This window comes from Piscibacillus sp. B03, from assembly GCF_052246295.1.
Classification (GTDB): Bacteria; Bacillota; Bacilli; order Bacillales; family Alkalibacillaceae; genus Piscibacillus.
The window spans coordinates 42,967-60,106 of sequence record NZ_JBQQCO010000013.1 but is presented as its reverse complement, the minus strand read 5'-3'; the positions used below and the strand labels follow the sequence as shown (position 1 = coordinate 60,106).

The window sequence follows — 17,140 nt, the reverse complement described above, 5'->3', positions numbered from 1 at the left end:
ACAAACCCACTTATTTACTCTAACTAGTCAACATGATAAGATATCTAAAAACCATGAGAGAAGGCCAAATATGATTCAATATCCATTTCTAGAAAAAGGCGCAACTTTAGGAGTCACAGCCCCATCATCAGGTGTTCCAAGTGACCTACATCACTTACTTCATTCTGCGAAAAACAGTATGGAACAGAAAGGTTACACTATTGAATTTGGGGACACCGTTTGGACCCAAGACAAAGCAAAATCAGCACCAGCTAAAAAGCGAGCTGATGAGTTCAATCAAATGATGCAAAATGATGAGATTCATGCGATCATCCCTCCGTGGGGTGGTGAGCTGTTAATCGAAACACTTGAACATATCGACTTTGAAACCATTCAAAATAAATGGATCCTCGGTTATTCGGATGTCAGTCTACTACTGCTGGCGATCACACTTAAAACTGGAATCGCGACAGCTCACGGGACTAATTTAGTAGATTTAAGAGGGGACTATTCGGATGACACAACAGCCAAGTGGCAACAAGTCCTGTCGACAAAACCGGGCGAGTCAGTCCTTCAACACTCATCAGAAAAATACCAAAAGGAATGGCAATTCGACAAGCCAACCCCACACATATTTAACCTAACAGAACAAACTAACTGGAAATCGACTGAGCGAGGGCCAGTTAAGTTAGAAGGCCGCCTACTGGGAGGATGCATTGATGTCCTGACACACGTAGTTGGCACACCTTATGGTGATGTTGCGAGTTTTAGAGAAAAATATATTAACAATGAGCCAGTCATTTGGTATCTTGAAAATGCCGAATCATCGACTGCAAGTTTACGTCGCTCACTCGTACAAATGAAACTAGCCGGTTGGTTTGAAAATTGCAGTGGAATTATGTTTGGCAGAAGTCCAGCTAACACTCCAGTTGGAAATTATACTGCCGAAGATGTTTACAATGAACTTGCAGAAGAACTTCAAATTCCAATTCTATATGATATTGACTGCGGCCACGTTCCACCACAAATGACGTTTGTTAACGGAGCCTACGCTGAAGTAGAGTTTGAGAGCGGTAAAGGGAAAGTAAAACAGACATTTAAATAGAAAATAATTTTTACACAAAAGAGGACTAACCATGATTCAATCCATACTCAATCAACTAAAAAATTTCGGTGTACACAGTTTAATCAGTCAAGAAGTGATCATCCTAGAGATACTTGAAGACATAAATCAATTAAACCAAATCGATGAGTCAATCGATCAATTGATAGCTGGCATCAAGGAAACGGAGTTTAAGAAAGTCATGTTAGTTTGCCCAAGAGGTTATCTAAACCAGTTAGAATTTGTTGGCAAACATATGGAGATGAAGGGCGAAAGAGTGATCTATAAGCGGTCATTAGAAACACCTTTGGAGAGCGAACCACTAGATTACGAGATTTGGTCGCCAACTGAGGAAAGGTCGATTTCATTCTTATCTGAACTGATGGGAAGAAGTTTGACGGATACCAAGAAATTTCTAAAGAGCATGATGGTCGAACTGCCATCACAGTACCAGAAGATGTTCACCGTTTTTAAAATTAATTCTGAACCAATCGGAGTCGTCCTGCCTCACCTAGAGCCTGGGCGAAATCAAGAAGGGCGTCTATTTTGGATCGGCGTCCACCCAAAACATCGTGGCAAAGGATACGGCCACCATTTGCACCTAATCGGCCTTGAAAGGTTGCGAGAAGATTTCAAAGCCAAAACATATCTAGGCGCAACTGAGATAGATAACGTGCCTATGAGGAAAACGATGCAAGCTAATGGTTGTGTGGAAGACCATCGTGTGCTGACTTTGGAATATAGAACGTAACTGATCAGGTTAGGGATACGTCAACTTTTTGAGATTTATCGGTAAGTTTTCGGAGTTTATCGTCATGTTTTTGAGCTTTATCGGCAAGTTTTCGGAATTTATCGTCATGTTTTTGCGTTTTATCGGCAAGTTTTCGGAATTTATCGTCATGTTTTCGAATTTTATCGGCAGGTTTTCGGAATTTACCTGCAGGTTTACAAAACTATCTTCTAGATTTTCAGTTAAGGTGGAGAAGCATCATGAATAAAAAAAAGGGGATCTTTCTCGTTATAACAGGCGCATTCTTTTGGGGAGTGGGTGGCACCGTTTCGCAAAAGCTTTTTCATGATTTTGCGATTGATGTTGATTGGCTCGTTACGACAAGATTGCTGATTGCTGGCATATTGCTCTTAGTCGTTCAATCTTCCCTAAAAGATCGTGCCCAAGTCATTGATATATGGAAAACACGAAAAACAGCCATCCCATTAATCATCTTCGGATTACTAGGGATGCTAGCCGTTCAATACACCTATATGGCATCCATTGACCACGGGAATGCCGCTGTTGCGACGCTCTTGCAGTACTTAGCACCTGTCATGATTATTTTCTACACGGTAGTTCGCAAACAAGCGACTCTAGAACTAATCGATCTATGGACAGTTTCACTGGCATTAGTAGGATGCTTTCTCCTCTTAACAAACGGCTCAATCACTCAACTGTATGTACCAATCCCAGCCATTATCTGGGGAATCTTATCTGGCGTAGCGTTAGCATTTTACACCCTATATGCCATTCCTTTACTAAAGCAATTCGATGCGCTTGTCGTTGTCGGTTGGGCGATGGTTATTGGTAGTCTAGCACTAAGTTTCGTCCACGCGCCTTGGCAAATGGATTTTAAATCGTTAACACTAGAGTCTTCAGCATATTTAATATTCGTCATTATCTTTGGAACCATGATTGCCTTTTGGTTCTATATTGAAAGTTTACAAACCTTAATTGCTAAGGAAACTAGTTTGCTAGGAAGTATTGAACCATTGGCGGCCGTCTTCACTACTGTCTTTTGGTTAAAAGAACCCTTTGGAATATTTCAGTGGTTTGGAACAGCTTGTATCATCCTCATGATTTTTGTCATAGCGATGAATCAAGACTCTACAAAAACTAGCAATCAGGAATAAACGGGTATCTTTTATCGTATATCTTTAATATTTTTAATTTTCATATCTTAAGAAATAGTGCTTTTATAATTGTTTTTACAGTTGATTCAGTTTCCCTATGAACCCTGACCTTATTTAAAAATGGAAAATCGCTTGGTGTAACAGTTAATTTCGCGAGCGGTTCCAATTCTGTTTCACAAACCCATTCGTCTCTAATTCCGCCTTGTTTGAATAAGGTTTTTGAGAAGAAATATATCGTTCCGTCTTTCCAACGATTCGAATCATTATTATTTGTTGAAAAATAATAATAACGTTGTTTCCCTTTATTAGTAGTAACCGATAAGCACAGATTTCTAATGGAACCAACATAACCTTTTCTGTTTAGAACTGCAAAAAACAATGACCATACCCCGTCTGATGAAGCAAAAACAGCTTTAATAGGCTTGCCATTAAAGAGAGTACTATTTCTTGGCTTAAATATATTTATTGAAGAATTATTGGAACCGTGTACTACTAAGCCCTTTGTTTCAATTACATAATTTAAAAACATATATAATGGGTATCTACTGTTATATGTAAAAATATTACCATCACCTGTTGATATATATCTTATGAACATTTCATCAAATTCTTCAATAGCTTGCTCAGGCATTTTCAATTCTTCAATTTTTAATAATTGGGTTTTGTCTAAAAAAACTTTTTGATTGAGTTCAACATTCCTGTTTTATTAATAAGTCACCCCTCCTGGAGGAAAACTGCATATCCTTCTTTAAGGAACGCCCACAAAGACATAGTGATGAGCAAGGTGAATGTATCATCTGAAGCTCTTTGTGCCGCCCCTTGAAGGTCATAGTAATTTCCTACCATTAAATAAAGTAAAATAATCATTCCTATCGGTATTACTGTAGCACCTAGTATTTTCTTAATAATACCTCCCCCTTCTATTTTGAGTACGAATTACTTAGAATCAATGTCTTAATCGTTGTTCAATGAATCTGTTATTTAACACAATAAATAGTTCAATTAACTTATCGAGATTCAATTTTTTCAGTTAACTCCATAAATTTTTTAATCAGAGAATCCTTTTCCCAACTATTAAACTGATTCATTTCTTTGGATTCAAATCCGACCTCACGAAGAATTTCTCCTAATTCTTCATAATTCCTTTTATCCTCCTCTGTTAAATTGCTATAACTATCTAATGTTTCCATAGGATATTGCTGATAACTCCTCAAACTGTTAATAAAGTTCTGAAGGGTTCCCATATCGCTCTCAGAAAGTGTTTTTGATTCAGAACCGACGTTCATACTATGATCAACCCCACCGAATACTTGTCCTAACTCAGTAGTAACCAAACTTGGGTCTGACCAATCATTATCACTTTGATGGGTAATGCTTTTCTCCAACTCAAATAAGTTATATGCAACATTAACTGTAAGAGTACGCTCTGTAACATAGTTCATATGATAGAATCCCCAAGCTACAATTGCGATTAGTAATATATTTAATACTATTGAAATTCTGAAAAATATCTTTATTTTTTTACTCAATGTTATCCCCCTTTGTAAGGTAGTAAACCTTTCTCTGTATTCAACTATCCTGCCCCGTTAGCTGATCAACGCGCGATTCTCTTCTTCAACTAACTCTCGTTCATTTCCTTTAAGTACCATTTCCTTTAAGAACCATTTCCACAAATTCATTTATTTTTCTACGATAGAACGAACCAACATGATCCCTGCTAAAACCGATAAAACCATATGTGTTTCGGGTAAAAAGAAGATGTTAGGATAAATGAACTGTGATACTCCATACCATTTCACCCAATAGACATTTGGTATAAACACAAGTATAGACAATATCACTGTTGGAATAAGAAGTAGCCAGTTTAAGTTAAACTTTCCTTTGAAAAGGCTCCTTAATCCTTCCCATTCTATCAATACACCAAATAGAAACGCCCACAAAGACATAGTGATGAGTAGGGTGAATGTATCATCTGATGCCCTTTGTGCTGCCCCTTGAAGGTCATAGTAATTTCCTACCATTAAAAAAAGTAAAATAATCATTCCTATCGGTGTTACTGTAGCACCTAGTATTTTCTTAATAATACCTCCCCCTTCTATTTTGAGTACGAATTACTTAGAATCAATGTCTTAATCGTTGTTCAATGAATCTGCTCTTAAGCACAATAAGTGATTACCCATGTTGAACCCTTGCCCCCGTTAATTTAAAAGAGGCAATATGTTAATAACAGGTTCTTCATAAGGATGAACACTTCTAATGATCTTTTTCACCTCTTCTATATCCTTATATAAACAACTAAATTCCATTTTACATTCTGAACCAAAAGATATCTCACCAACAGAACCATTAAATGGCGTTGCTTCCTTTAATGGTCTCCAGTAGCCTTTTACAACCGAATAAGAAACGACGTTATCATAATTTCCGACTGTTAAGACACCTATATCATTTAATTTATTTCTTACAGTTTCAATATACTCTTCTGGTAGTAATATTTCGACTTTAACATGTTTAATTTCCATTAGATTTACGCCTCTTTCCCCTTCTCTTGATAATAAAATATAAGACTAATCTGTCTCATTAAGGGATCATAGGGAAAATTTCTTGTTTAATAATTGAAAATAACAAATCTCTAATATATTAAGATTCAACTTGTTTAATCCATAAATATCTATTATGTCTAAATGTTATGTACCAGAAATAAATTAGAGATTTAAAACCATTCAATCCTCCGCACTGAAATTCTAGAACTTCATTATCCCTGACCTCAAATTCAATTTTTTCACTTCTGCACCAATCAATTTTTAGATACAGAGTGTGTCTTCCTTGATTTAGTGGGTATTCAAAAGTTTCTCCTGCACTGATAAAGCCAATCTCCTTCTCATTTAATATGACTTTATATTCTCTAAATCTATCAGTCCAGTTTGTTTCTCGATTAATTTTAATCATCACAATTCCTTCTTTCTATGGTAGAAAGGAATACCTTGTAATTTTATAATTCATTTCAATGATTTGTTCCACTATCCTCCCCCATTAGTAGATCAAAAGCAATATCCTACTTTAACTTACGCTCCCGTTAATTTAATATGAATTTATAATAATGGAGGCCTGTCAGATAGACAAATCGATAAATTCTAGTTCAGCTTCTGCTTCTGCTTTCGAACGATAAACGGTAATTTCATCATAGAGTTTCATGTTGTCTTGCCATGTTCCTATATTACTCAGAAAATCTTCTGCGTTTTCAGAAATTATAAAGCACTCTAAATCCCTATTGATATAACAAATTGGTGCGTCACTTTCCGAATCACACTGTTGATAAACAGTTCCGATAAATCCACCTTTACTATCTTTTGCCATAATATCTACATGTGGAACCGTAAAAAACTCTATATGTGGAATATCATCGTCAAAAATAAATTGAATATCATAATCGCTAGCACATTTTTGATACTCTTCATTCTTATCATGAGCACTCATAGGAAAAATTGTTGTCCCTGCTATTATAACTTCAGTATCTTCTATATCTACACCCACAGCTCCAATAAATTCTGTTCTATCTAGATAAACTTTCCGCATATAAACCCCCGTTTAATCTTATTTCAAAGTAAATGCGCATTACTTTTGTGATTTCCTACCCCGTTAGTTGATCAACACGCGATTCTCTTGTTTAACTATTGCCCCCCTTACTTGAATAAAGCAAAAGAGATAGATTATTAATTGATCATATAATCTTGTTCATAATTAGCTAAGGAAACAAAAAACTTATGCGTTTATGTAATCTAATACCTCATTTATATATGTATCTAATTGCTCTCCAGTATCAACAACTAAACACTCATAGTCAGATGGTTTTTTAGCGTTTTCAATTGTATATTTAAATGCCTTTTCATCCTTGACTTCTTTTATTTGACTTATTAAATTTTCACGATCTTTCAATCTAGAGTTTATGACGTCAATATCATCAAGGTAACATTCGACATACTTATATTTAGCGTTGTATTTTTTTGCCAACATCGTACCTTTCTCAATCATCTCATCATATAGACAAGGACTATCAAATATAACACTAATCCCTTGCGATAATTGGAATTCAATTATAGACCAATCAATATTGTATGATATCTTACCTGATAATTTTCGGTCTAAAACACCTTCGTTAATACTAAGTAATAATGCCGATTTAACAATATCATGATCAATTACAATTGCCCCAGTTCTCTTAGAAATTTGTTTAGCTAATGTGGATTTACCCGAACCAGAAAAACCTGACATTTGAACAAAAAACATATTTATCATTTCCTTATTATGGAGTGCATTCTTAAACTATTGCCACAGTTACTCTATTTCTTTTCAGCAATAATATAAGTATAATCACCTAAATCGCTACTATATTTATTTACAACGTCTTCTATTTTCTTAGTTTCAATGTCCTTTTTCAGTCTAATACAGCCTTCTTCGACCTCTTCATTTGAAGCTAAATTAGCGAAAGTAGAAATTCCTGAACGGACTTTTTCATCTAAATACATTTTCGGTTTATACTTGCCACTATAAAGAAAAAAATCCTTTAAATCAGGTTGAATTAAAAAGGTCTCATTACCCACGATGTTAAATCCTACTTTTTTTAATGTATCGTTAACTTTATCTACTCTTGGCATTTGATTGGCAGAGTTATCAATCGCTTTGGGAAAATATTCTTTAAGCCAATAGTTATTCATCTGTTCAGGGGAGGAAGTAAAAATGACAAATCTACCTTTATTAAGGACTCTAAAAACTTCTTGAAACGGAGTTACAAGCTCACTAAAGTGATGAATTGCTAATGTACAGGTTGCCCCTTCAAAGACGGTCTACCATTGGTGACTTCATTAACTAATCCATTCCAAAATGCATAGGCAGGTCGATTATTTTCAATTTGAGTAATTCTCCACTCACCTGGATACATGCCGAACAACTTTTTTGCAACATCCTTACCGTAGTCTTGTCCACTATGGTTGGACATAATAAAAAATTCTTCAACAGAATTGGGGCTTGCCTGTGTTGCACTCTGTACTAGTGAAAAACCAATCAACTCATCATCTAGCATTATAAAATGAGCGTGGAAGTTATCACTATTCCAATATCTTTCTAAATTAAACCGTTTGTATGATCCGTCATGTTCCAGTTTAATATCGGGGATATATTTACTAAATTCATAAATGTAAAATTGCATGATCCATGCAAAATAAATTCATTTTCTGATTTTACTTTCTGTAAGTGTAACATGTACTCAATTCCTTACTTATTATTTATATTTTCAACCAGCTTTCTTTGTCAGGATTATATTTCTCCAACCACTTTTCAGCCTCTTGAACCATCCAATGACCCATGCCATTTAAGAAATCTATAATTTCGTTTGGATTGTCTATAGGTTCAATGGCATATTTAAAAGCTTGTTCCATGTCCGCTTCTTTCTCTGGATAATATTTAGAGAAGATTTTATATGCTGGGTACAAGTCTCTTGTATATTTATTTTCTTCCTCTATCACAAGCGCAAGCCCAGCTCTTACGATGATTTTCATAATCCACTGACAACAATCCAAAATATCCTCATCATCTTCGTTACCTTCAAGGTCCTCTTTTGCTTGCTGAATCTGATTTGATAAATTAATGAGATGCTCATTACCTAAGGCTTTGTCAGGTTTATAATCGGGTAAAAAGACACTTAAATCTTTTCCATCAACACAAATGCTATGTGTTTTAATGATAAATGGAATAACGGAAAATCGATTTACTTCTAATATATCTTCAATCGGATAGACACTGAGTTCCAATCCATTGACATATTCAAATTGATTATTGATCTTTACTTCAGCCCTCTCAACCCATTCTAAATCAGCATCTAAAGTCTTTTCAGTTGTAACAGCCAGAGTGTCTAAATCAGACACATGTTCGAGCCCTAATCCACGAGGAATGGACCCTCTAACATATATGCTATGTAGATGATCCCCTAAATGAGCTCGATATGTTCTAATAACTTCTTCAATCACGTTGTAATAAGCAGGCTTAATATTCTTTTTACTGGATTCATTGATGAGGTATCCATCATCATTTAATTCTAAAAAACGTCCAATACTTTTAATTTGTGTCAAACGATCTCTCCCTTAAATGTCTTTAACTATCTATAATCTTCAATTCCACTCTCAAACGCCTCTCGATCATTGTTTTCAATCCCATGCAAAGCTTCCTGCAACGCAAAGGTACTTCTGTAAAATTTCACTCGTTTGTCTAAATCATCACTATTCGGATACTTCTGAACGCAAATTTCATAAAATTCTTCTCCGTAGCTAGAAAGTATACCCGCGAAATCATATGCAGGGTCTCCTAAACCAGAACCGCCAAAGTCTATAACCCCAGATATTCTAACAGACTCCGGGTTCCACAAGATATTAGATGCACCGAAATCGCCATGAATAAGGGCTATGTCTGCAGTTTTGAAACTCTCACCTTTAAGAAATGTTTCAAACGAATGAGAGATTTCCCTTTGAGCCACATCCCTTATGTACGGAAATAATTCAAGCCTAATCTTTTCGTATAATTGACTCATTTGTTCTAAAGGATGATTCTCTGCTAAGTTCAACTCTCCCCTGACTCGACCTATTGAAATTGAATGTAATTCTATTAAAAACGAAACGAGATTATCAGCTAGAGCCTGAACCTGTTCACTGTTCTTAATCGATTCAAATTGACTCTTCCACAATGGTTCGCCTTCAATGAGTTCATAACCAGTAAAAACGTCGCCTGGCTCTAACTTATCAAAAGAATAATAGATTGGATTTGGGATCGCGAGTGAAACTTTGCCTTTAATATAGTTCAAAATTTTAGTTTCAGTTCTAAGTTGATCGACCCCTTCTTTATATTTTGGAAATCTAAATACTAAGGAACCATTCACAATTAAGACATCATTATTTTGACCGATGTCATTTATGTAGTAATCCTCAATATGTAACTCTGGATAGTGTTTCTGAATCGTTTTAATATGTTTATGAGTCATTCGGCGATACATCCTTTTAAATTAAAAACTAAATTTATCCCCTGGATTATATAAGTCGACTCTTTCTTCCATGTCTTGGTTGCCATCTTGCCACTGAATAATCATGTAGATGTCACTAACATCTTTAAGCGTGATGGGATCACCATTTTCCTTAAAATAGGTTCCACCTTCAATGGTTCCAATCGATGTTTGAGCGATATTTTCCTCACCACCAGTCACAGTTACTGACTTTCCTTGAACAACTTCGTCACGTCCATTGATCACCGCATGAACTTTAATGCTAAAAAAATGTGACGTTACTTCTTTATCATTTTTCATCGTTAACTTACCATTGCCCGCACTAAACGTATCCGGCATAATTACGACTTCGTAGGAATTGACTTCCCAATTTTTACTTTCGCCAGATAAGGACAGGTAGTAACTATTTTTAATGACTTCCTCACTATTTTCACAGCTTACAAGGAAAGAAACTATAAAAATCAATCCTATTATGTAAATTAAGTTTGTTCTTTTTAACAAAATGTAATCACCTCAGATGTCCAAATACTAATGTTAATTAAAATTCATCTTGTTTCTTAGTTTTATGGAAATAATAATAGTAACATAATTCGAAGATGAGAAGACCTATTAACATACTCGCCCAAAAGGGGTGGGAAGAGTTAATAATATAAGTCACCAAATATGTCAAAGAGAAAGCAAACAAGCCTATAAGTAGCGATAGCATAAAAGGTTTTTTAACCATCATAACTCCTCCGCTTCTCAACTAACTCATTAAAACGTAATTAATATTTATTACTTTTTATACTTCACCCATTCCAAAACCAAGCACAAGAATGTATAACATTGTGATTAATGCACTTATGTTTAAAATGATTAAAAGCCATTTGCTTATACCCTTTTTACTTTTTAAGCCAAATATAGTTCCTAACAGTGGTAGTAAGCACATTGAAATGATGACGACCTTGCCAAATGAACCGAAAGAAACGTTATTAATCATTAATGAGAATAAAACAATAAATAATCCTAAGCACGTGGTAGAAATCAAACTGTAGTTTTTCATGTATTTTCGCTCCTATTTCATTGGTTAATCTATTATTGTGTTTCCTAGTAAATTTACTGTTGCTTTATAATGTTGTAAATCACCTTCTTCTTTTTATAAAAAAATACACTAAGATTATAAAAAGCAAAACTAATATAACGTAAATGATTTTTGAATAGATTTCCATATATCCCACAATGACTTCCCAAGAGTTTCCCACTGAAGCACCTAAGTACACAAGAACAATATTCCAAATTAAAGTCCCTAAAGTTGTAAAAAACAAAAACAGACCGATATTCATATTTGACATACCAGCAGGAATAGATATTAAACTACGAATCAATGGGATAAACCTGCAAATAAAGACTGTCCACGGACCATATTGATCAAACCAAGCATCAGCTTTATGTAGATCTTCTTTTGTTATTCGAAGGATATGTCCCCACCTGTCTACAATTTTCTCTAATCTTGCTATATCCATTTGTAATCCTACTAAATATAGAATTATAGCACCAGCAACTGAACCTGCTGTTGCCGAACTAACCACACCTAACATACTTAATTTAGTGGTAGTGGTCATAAACCCTCCGAACGTCAGTATGATTTCAGACGGTATAGGTGGAAATATGTTCTCTATAGCAATTAAAAACATAATTCCTACATAGCCAAATTCACTCATAATGTCTGTAATCCAATTTTCCATACTCGATCCCCATTTAAACAAAAATTGCTAAAACTAATTGTAACATATTTTTCCAATCAATCACTTAACATAAAAACAAACTCTTCAACTTCCATATCACGAGCGTTCGCAAATCCACTATCTTCATCTATAATAGTAAATCCACATTTTTCAAGCACTCGCCTAGAACCGATATTATCTTTTGCGGCTCGGGCGTATAATGGGCGTGTTGGATCTAAATTCAAGAACTGTTTAAGCGCAACTGTCGCTATACCTTTTCCCCAGTCCTCACGGTTAATCCAATAAGTCACTTCGCGGTCACCGAACATCTCAAAACTAATCACATGACCTACTATCTGATTCTCGTGAATAATGCTTTTCTTAATGATGTTGTTGTCCGTTAAAATACGATTCCAGTGATTCGAAAATAAACCCCAGTCCGTTGGGTCTTTAGAAGTGAACGCAGCCATGTGACTAGAGACAGGATCCTTCTGATGTTCAAAGAAAATTGGTAGGTCTTCTTGTTGGATATCCCTGAGTGAAACTTGGTGCATAAAGCCCCCTCCTAAATAAACATCTTAAAAATTAGACTTTACACTAATATTAACATAATTTTCTAATCATTTATAAGATAAAAATAAAGCACGTGGACTCTAAACTAGAATCCACGTGCTTCAAAATTATTCACCTTACACCGCACAACGATTTGGTCCGACTTCCATCTCGCGGCGTTCATCTTCTTCAGGATTTTTCTGACCCATGTTCGTTTTACGAATTTCCTCATGGCTATTTGGCTGAGGCGGAAGATTATCAGTCACAAGACTTTTAAAGTCTTCTTCACTGTCAACCTGAAGGCGATCATTCTTTTCGTAAATATTTTTAATCGTATCTTTAACCGTGCCATCGTCATTAATCTCTTTCATTTCCCCGAAATGAGCAGGTAATACCACCAGATCATCCGCAAGCTTCTTATACCGTTCATAAAGCGTCTTGCGAAGGTCATCCACCCACGCATCGGCTTTGCCCGCTAAATCAGGTCGGCCAATTGATTCAATAAATAAAATATCACCCGTTAATAAATACTTCTCATCGACGATATAACTGGTACTGCCAATCGTATGGCCAGGCGAATAAAAGGCCAAGACGTCAACTGAATTGCCGACTTTCACCGTCGTGCCATCTTGAACCTCTTTGTAATCGAATGTTAGACCTTCATCGTCTTTAGTTGGGAAGTAATAATCCGCGCCCACTTCATCCGCAAGCGACTTCCCTCCAGAGATATGGTCTGCATGTAAGTGTGTGTCAAACACATATTGAATCGACACATTCTTATCATCCGCAAACGACTTAAACGTATCCGTCATTCGTACGGGATCAATAACAGCCGCTTCACCATTCGCCATCACCATATAAGATAGACAACCTTTTCCGATTCGAATGAACTGATAAAGCTCTCCTCCATCAGTTAGGTTCCCAATTTTAACCGGCTCAAGATGCTCACTCCAAGCCGTCATGCCACCTTCAACGTACGTCGCCTGCACGAGCCCTTTGCTTTGTAAAAAGTCAACCGCCTTCTGTGACGAAATCCCTTTTGCACATACAACGTAAATCGGTTGATCCTCAGGGAATTGATGTTTCACATTGTCATAGTCTTGCTCTAGCTTTTTAAAAGGAACATTAATGCTACTCACATTCTTACCATTGATGGACCAGTCATTAAAGTCCTCTTCACTACGAATATCTAAAATAAACACATTTTCATGATTTAAAATCTTCTGCGTTAATTCTTTTACCGTTAGCGCCACTCAAATCCCTCCATCGATTTATGAGTTATATAAAACGATACCCGGAGAGGTATGGGAGTAAACATGGTTACCTAAAATGACTTCTTTGGAAAAATCGTATATGACCACGAGTAAATAAAATCAACTATAAACACGATAATCCAAACACTACCTATTCCATACAATGTTTCGTTAGGGTAAGGGGAATCTCTATAATCTCCCGTCTCAAACCAAGATAAATCTTTCAAGTAACCTACCATCTCTTCAAAACCATTCGTCCCATATGACCAAAATACAAACTGCCCAATAACGAAAATAATCAAATGAATCATGGCACTTCGACGATTAACTTTAGCTACGTGCTTAGGGTCTTTCTGACGAACCATAATTTGATAATCTTTTTCTGTAAGAAGTTCAACTCCCCGCCACTGACCAAACTTCTTCCTCATCCACCGATCTAGCTTTAAAAAATCATAGATTCCAAACGTAAACGCATATATGACAAAGATTAAGATAATGAGAGTAAACGTAGAAAACTCTCCTGTTTCTTGATAGATTAATACCCCTAGCACAGCTTCTAGAAGCACTAAACCTAGAAAAGCTACAATTAAGATTAGACCTGTCTTTTTCTGACCTAGATAATACCGAAATAACCCAAATAACAATAAGGCCAACACCGATATAATCTCGATTGTAATAAAAATTTCCCACTGATAACTGATAAGTGTGCTCATGGTCCCTTTCCCTTCATTTGTGTTACTAGATCTATTAAAATAACCTAATTCGCTTAATACTGATTCACAAAAGTCTTCAACTCATTAAATGCCTGTACTCTCTCTTCGTCGCTTAAAGGACCATTTTTCAGATACAACTTTTCTGTTTTCTCCAATAACTTGTATAAGAAATATTCTTCCTCTGCATCTTCAGTTAATGCTAGAAAATGCTTAGTATAATTTGTGCCAAATGATCCTATGTGGTAGTGTAAATCTTCTTCAGTATATGGGTGATCCGTTTTTCCATTGACACTCTTTTTTAATCCCTTCACAAAGTCATCTAAAGTTCTGTATTCTGAATGCGTGATGATGTCTGAGGAAACTGGTTTAACTTTTCTATTTTTCGGTTTGAGATTTTCTTTAATCTCATCATTTAATGGTTCAATAGTTAAAGTTTCATAGTCTTTCTGTTCCAATGCAATTTCTTTAGTATCGTCATTCACATCCATGTAAATATTTGTTCCAATAAATAGCCCACCACTAACCATGACAAACACCAATATTAATAACGACCATTTATACAAATTATGCCACATAACCAAACTCCTCTAATATTCATCCTAACAATATGTTACAATTTATGGTAATGTTAATCAAGTTGGAATAGGAGTGGCTTGAACAGTGGTCGAGCATACCAATGACGCTTTTGAGATAGATATTTTCGAAATATTTAGCCAAACAAATTAATTTGATGTTACACTTTTCTAAGATTACATTGATTATTACTTTAGTGGGAGAGTGCGAAATGAAAAATGAGAAAGAAACACCTGAAGAAAGAAGAGAGAGAATCAGGCAACAAGAGTGGAAAGGGAACCCATTTGGTGTAATGAAAGATTCTTGGGAAAGAGGAAAAAACGGCAGTCTGGTTGATTTGGTAGGAGGTTTAAATTGGAAAGGAACGCTAGTCATTATTTTATTGTTAGTACTGGGATATATAGGCTATAACCTTTTCTTTTAACATTTAGCGAGATTCTAGATTTATAATTTTAGCCCTTGAACAATGCCTGATACATTCATTAGCCTAACTTTCCTAGACACACATCACGATGGTCAATCAACAGAAATCTCTTATCAATTCTTGCCTGAATGGTGGGGAAAAGGTTACGGCTATGAAATCGTGAATGCAATAATTCGATATGCATTTAATCATTTAGGGATTACCAAACTAGTATCTGAAACACAAGCCGCGAACGTGGCCTCTTGTAGATTATTAGAAAAGTTAGAAATGACGGTTATTGATCGTGTTACTAGATTTGGTGAAGAACAAATTATTTTTGAGACCAAAAGTAGTAATAAAAATGAACCTAAACCATAATCATGTCACAACCTCAGGTGCTGCATAAAGAAAGAACTCTTCAAGAAGTATGTTTATACATTTTTTTATACATTTTGGGTGTCTACTTTTTTAAAACTCATTATTAAAATGAATGCAAGGACATACACTGCTGACATCAACAGTGAAAAAGTTTCATAATTTATGGCAAATAGGTAATTCACTCCAAATAACGGTGTTGTGAACAGCAAATAGAATGGATACTGAATTGATGCAAACATATCCAAAACAGCGTAATCCATCAAAGTGACTTCAAACATTTTAATGACATATACAACTAAGCCAGATATAAAACCAAATATTAAATATAGCTTTAATCCTTTATTAGATTTACCACTATATGAAGCTTTTTTAATGAATATTATTAAAGCGATTAGAAACAAGGATGTTGCGAGTAAGTTGAAGATACTCATATTTGAGTCTGGATGTTTCAATGATGGTATAAAATTTGTTGAAAAAGCAATTAAATACGAGCAAATCAGCAAGAATAGCAATTTAAACTTCATTTTATTTCCCCCATAATAATTTAATAATCTGACGATTAAGTAATATACCTATTTTAACAGAAAATTCCTTATGATGAATTTAGTTCAAGAAAAACAATAACCTTTGAGAAAACAGCCTAAATCAATTATTAAAAGATTAAGCAAGTTGTTGCGTTTTTGCCTCAAATAATTCTTCATCTCTCCGAACCAAAGATCCCCACATCCTGAAAATCCAACACAAACCTTTCACCATCCCATTTCAACCGGTTCTGAACGTACCCTAATGAGTCGGCATGGTATCGACCCGCAATTTGTTGATACGCCAACAACATATAGATTTGATCCCTCGAGCTATATCCAATCGGATACAAGCCGCTAACCGGATCCACCCAACCAATTATGGGTTCCTTCAACTTACCATCTTCATGATAGATTTCATTTAAATATTCAGGGTCATGCAAAGTTAAATCAATCATGTAGCGTGTATTATTTTTCTCACTGACCACTTCAACCTTGTAATTATCCTGGTATGTTACAGTGTATGGGTATTCCGCGTTGTAAACATTCGAGTCAAACAGCAATCGAGCCTGTTGATTCACAAACGAATAAATATAATTATAGCTCGTCGCTCCACTTCCACCAGATGGAATGTTTAAGAAAATATCATCCACCCCATCGCCCGTAAAATCTCCCAAAAACAACCCAGGATCATAGCCCATATCTTCTTCTAAATATATATTCGTAAGCAGATTGGTCGCTCCATCATTGATCACAAGCGACATCTTTCTAATAATCGACACATCAGACTCCCTAAACCCCATCACATACACAGTGTCTGGAATCCCATCTCCCGTCACGTCCCCTTGAGTCATCGCAACGATCTCATACATAGTAGGCAGTTCTCCTTTGAAGTCGTGGTGTAATAGTTTATGCGCTTGAATGATGTATATTAACCTTGGTAACAAACCAATCTCCAAATTGAGCCAAACTCACATTTAGAACTGATTTAACAACCACTTTTTAAAACTAGTTTG

Annotated in this window: 25 protein-coding genes; 5 read left to right on the top strand and 20 right to left on the bottom strand. The window is 35.5% G+C overall.

The window, feature by feature from the left end; translation table 11 throughout:
* Window positions 1-70 precede the first annotated feature (70 nt).
* The 3 genes from ACTWQB_RS10250 to ACTWQB_RS10240 all read left to right on the top strand — a co-directional run bounded on the left by ACTWQB_RS10250 (window position 71) and on the right by ACTWQB_RS10240 (window position 2,986).
* Window positions 71-1,084 (top strand): S66 family peptidase, encoded by a 1,014-nt coding sequence (locus ACTWQB_RS10250; RefSeq protein WP_443139091.1) that lies wholly within the window; start codon window positions 71-73, stop codon window positions 1,082-1,084.
* Window positions 1,085-1,115: 31 nt separating this feature from the next.
* A complete protein-coding gene (locus ACTWQB_RS10245; RefSeq protein WP_443139090.1) occupies window positions 1,116-1,832 on the top strand; it encodes a GNAT family N-acetyltransferase in 717 nt (238 codons plus the stop codon).
* A gap of 239 nt (window positions 1,833-2,071) precedes the next feature.
* Window positions 2,072-2,986: an EamA family transporter gene (locus ACTWQB_RS10240; RefSeq protein ID WP_443139089.1), complete on the top strand. Its 915-nt coding sequence runs from the start codon at window positions 2,072-2,074 to the stop codon at window positions 2,984-2,986.
* Window positions 2,987-3,026: 40 nt separating this feature from the next.
* Here the strand turns inward: ACTWQB_RS10240 and ACTWQB_RS10235 are convergent, their stop codons facing one another.
* The 18 genes from ACTWQB_RS10235 to ACTWQB_RS10150 form a co-directional block, all read right to left on the bottom strand.
* Entirely contained in the window at window positions 3,027-3,617 is a 591-nt protein-coding gene (locus tag ACTWQB_RS10235; RefSeq protein WP_443139088.1) for a hypothetical protein, read from the bottom strand.
* 376 nt (window positions 3,618-3,993) lie between these two features.
* The gene (locus ACTWQB_RS10230; protein ID WP_443139087.1) at window positions 3,994-4,515 is read right to left on the bottom strand and encodes a hypothetical protein; all 522 of its coding nucleotides are present in this window, start codon (window positions 4,513-4,515) and stop codon (window positions 3,994-3,996) included.
* Between the two features lie 150 nt (window positions 4,516-4,665).
* Window positions 4,666-5,028, bottom strand: a complete 363-nt coding sequence (locus tag ACTWQB_RS10225; RefSeq protein WP_443139086.1) for a hypothetical protein — start codon at window positions 5,026-5,028, stop codon at window positions 4,666-4,668.
* 156 nt (window positions 5,029-5,184) lie between these two features.
* Window positions 5,185-5,505, bottom strand: a complete 321-nt coding sequence (locus ACTWQB_RS10220) for a cytochrome C biogenesis protein (RefSeq protein ID WP_443139085.1) — start codon at window positions 5,503-5,505, stop codon at window positions 5,185-5,187.
* Between the two features lie 118 nt (window positions 5,506-5,623).
* Window positions 5,624-5,932 (bottom strand): hypothetical protein, encoded by a 309-nt coding sequence (locus ACTWQB_RS10215; protein ID WP_443139084.1) that lies wholly within the window; start codon window positions 5,930-5,932, stop codon window positions 5,624-5,626.
* 162 nt (window positions 5,933-6,094) lie between these two features.
* Window positions 6,095-6,559 (bottom strand): hypothetical protein, encoded by a 465-nt coding sequence (locus tag ACTWQB_RS10210; RefSeq protein WP_443139083.1) that lies wholly within the window; start codon window positions 6,557-6,559, stop codon window positions 6,095-6,097.
* Between the two features lie 186 nt (window positions 6,560-6,745).
* On the bottom strand, window positions 6,746-7,270 hold the full coding sequence (locus ACTWQB_RS10205; RefSeq protein WP_443139082.1) for an AAA family ATPase: 525 nt from the start codon (window positions 7,268-7,270) through the stop codon (window positions 6,746-6,748).
* Between the two features lie 53 nt (window positions 7,271-7,323).
* Window positions 7,324-7,698 carry a hypothetical protein gene (locus tag ACTWQB_RS10200; RefSeq protein WP_443139081.1) on the bottom strand — a complete coding sequence of 125 codons (375 nt, stop codon included), beginning with the start codon at window positions 7,696-7,698 and terminating at the stop codon, window positions 7,324-7,326.
* Window positions 7,699-7,796: 98 nt separating this feature from the next.
* A complete protein-coding gene (locus ACTWQB_RS10195) occupies window positions 7,797-8,189 on the bottom strand; it encodes a GNAT family N-acetyltransferase (RefSeq protein WP_443139080.1) in 393 nt (130 codons plus the stop codon).
* A gap of 76 nt (window positions 8,190-8,265) precedes the next feature.
* Entirely contained in the window at window positions 8,266-9,108 is an 843-nt protein-coding gene (locus ACTWQB_RS10190) for a nucleotidyltransferase (RefSeq protein WP_443139079.1), read from the bottom strand.
* Window positions 9,109-9,134: 26 nt separating this feature from the next.
* A complete protein-coding gene (locus ACTWQB_RS10185; protein ID WP_443139078.1) occupies window positions 9,135-10,010 on the bottom strand; it encodes a phosphotransferase family protein in 876 nt (291 codons plus the stop codon).
* Between the two features lie 21 nt (window positions 10,011-10,031).
* The gene (locus tag ACTWQB_RS10180; protein WP_443139077.1) at window positions 10,032-10,529 is read right to left on the bottom strand and encodes a hypothetical protein; all 498 of its coding nucleotides are present in this window, start codon (window positions 10,527-10,529) and stop codon (window positions 10,032-10,034) included.
* Window positions 10,530-10,809: 280 nt separating this feature from the next.
* The gene (locus ACTWQB_RS10175) at window positions 10,810-11,070 is read right to left on the bottom strand and encodes a hypothetical protein (RefSeq protein WP_054753323.1); all 261 of its coding nucleotides are present in this window, start codon (window positions 11,068-11,070) and stop codon (window positions 10,810-10,812) included.
* Window positions 11,071-11,149: 79 nt separating this feature from the next.
* Window positions 11,150-11,752, bottom strand: coding sequence for a DedA family protein (locus tag ACTWQB_RS10170; RefSeq protein WP_443139076.1), 603 nt, complete (start codon window positions 11,750-11,752; stop codon window positions 11,150-11,152).
* A 56-nt stretch (window positions 11,753-11,808) separates the two neighbouring features.
* On the bottom strand, window positions 11,809-12,285 hold the full coding sequence (locus ACTWQB_RS10165) for a GNAT family N-acetyltransferase (protein WP_443139075.1): 477 nt from the start codon (window positions 12,283-12,285) through the stop codon (window positions 11,809-11,811).
* A 135-nt stretch (window positions 12,286-12,420) separates the two neighbouring features.
* Window positions 12,421-13,536, bottom strand: a complete 1,116-nt coding sequence (locus tag ACTWQB_RS10160) for an MBL fold metallo-hydrolase (RefSeq protein ID WP_443139074.1) — start codon at window positions 13,534-13,536, stop codon at window positions 12,421-12,423.
* A gap of 71 nt (window positions 13,537-13,607) precedes the next feature.
* Window positions 13,608-14,249 (bottom strand): hypothetical protein, encoded by a 642-nt coding sequence (locus tag ACTWQB_RS10155; RefSeq protein WP_443139073.1) that lies wholly within the window; start codon window positions 14,247-14,249, stop codon window positions 13,608-13,610.
* Between the two features lie 53 nt (window positions 14,250-14,302).
* Window positions 14,303-14,824, bottom strand: a complete 522-nt coding sequence (locus ACTWQB_RS10150; RefSeq protein ID WP_443139072.1) for a hypothetical protein — start codon at window positions 14,822-14,824, stop codon at window positions 14,303-14,305.
* 209 nt (window positions 14,825-15,033) lie between these two features.
* On the opposite strand from ACTWQB_RS10150, the gene ACTWQB_RS10145 reads away from it, so the two are divergent.
* Both ACTWQB_RS10145 and ACTWQB_RS10140 read left to right on the top strand, forming a co-directional pair.
* Window positions 15,034-15,246: a DUF6366 family protein gene (locus ACTWQB_RS10145; protein WP_443139071.1), complete on the top strand. Its 213-nt coding sequence runs from the start codon at window positions 15,034-15,036 to the stop codon at window positions 15,244-15,246.
* A gap of 42 nt (window positions 15,247-15,288) precedes the next feature.
* Window positions 15,289-15,603: a GNAT family N-acetyltransferase gene (locus tag ACTWQB_RS10140; RefSeq protein ID WP_443139070.1), complete on the top strand. Its 315-nt coding sequence runs from the start codon at window positions 15,289-15,291 to the stop codon at window positions 15,601-15,603.
* 65 nt (window positions 15,604-15,668) lie between these two features.
* Here ACTWQB_RS10140 and ACTWQB_RS10135 read toward each other — a convergent pair whose 3' ends face one another.
* Together ACTWQB_RS10135 and ACTWQB_RS10130 are read right to left on the bottom strand one after the other, a co-directional pair.
* Window positions 15,669-16,127, bottom strand: a complete 459-nt coding sequence (locus tag ACTWQB_RS10135) for a hypothetical protein (protein WP_443139069.1) — start codon at window positions 16,125-16,127, stop codon at window positions 15,669-15,671.
* Between the two features lie 173 nt (window positions 16,128-16,300).
* Window positions 16,301-17,083 carry a VCBS repeat-containing protein gene (locus ACTWQB_RS10130; RefSeq protein WP_443139068.1) on the bottom strand — a complete coding sequence of 261 codons (783 nt, stop codon included), beginning with the start codon at window positions 17,081-17,083 and terminating at the stop codon, window positions 16,301-16,303.
* Window positions 17,084-17,140: the final 57 nt, after the last annotated feature.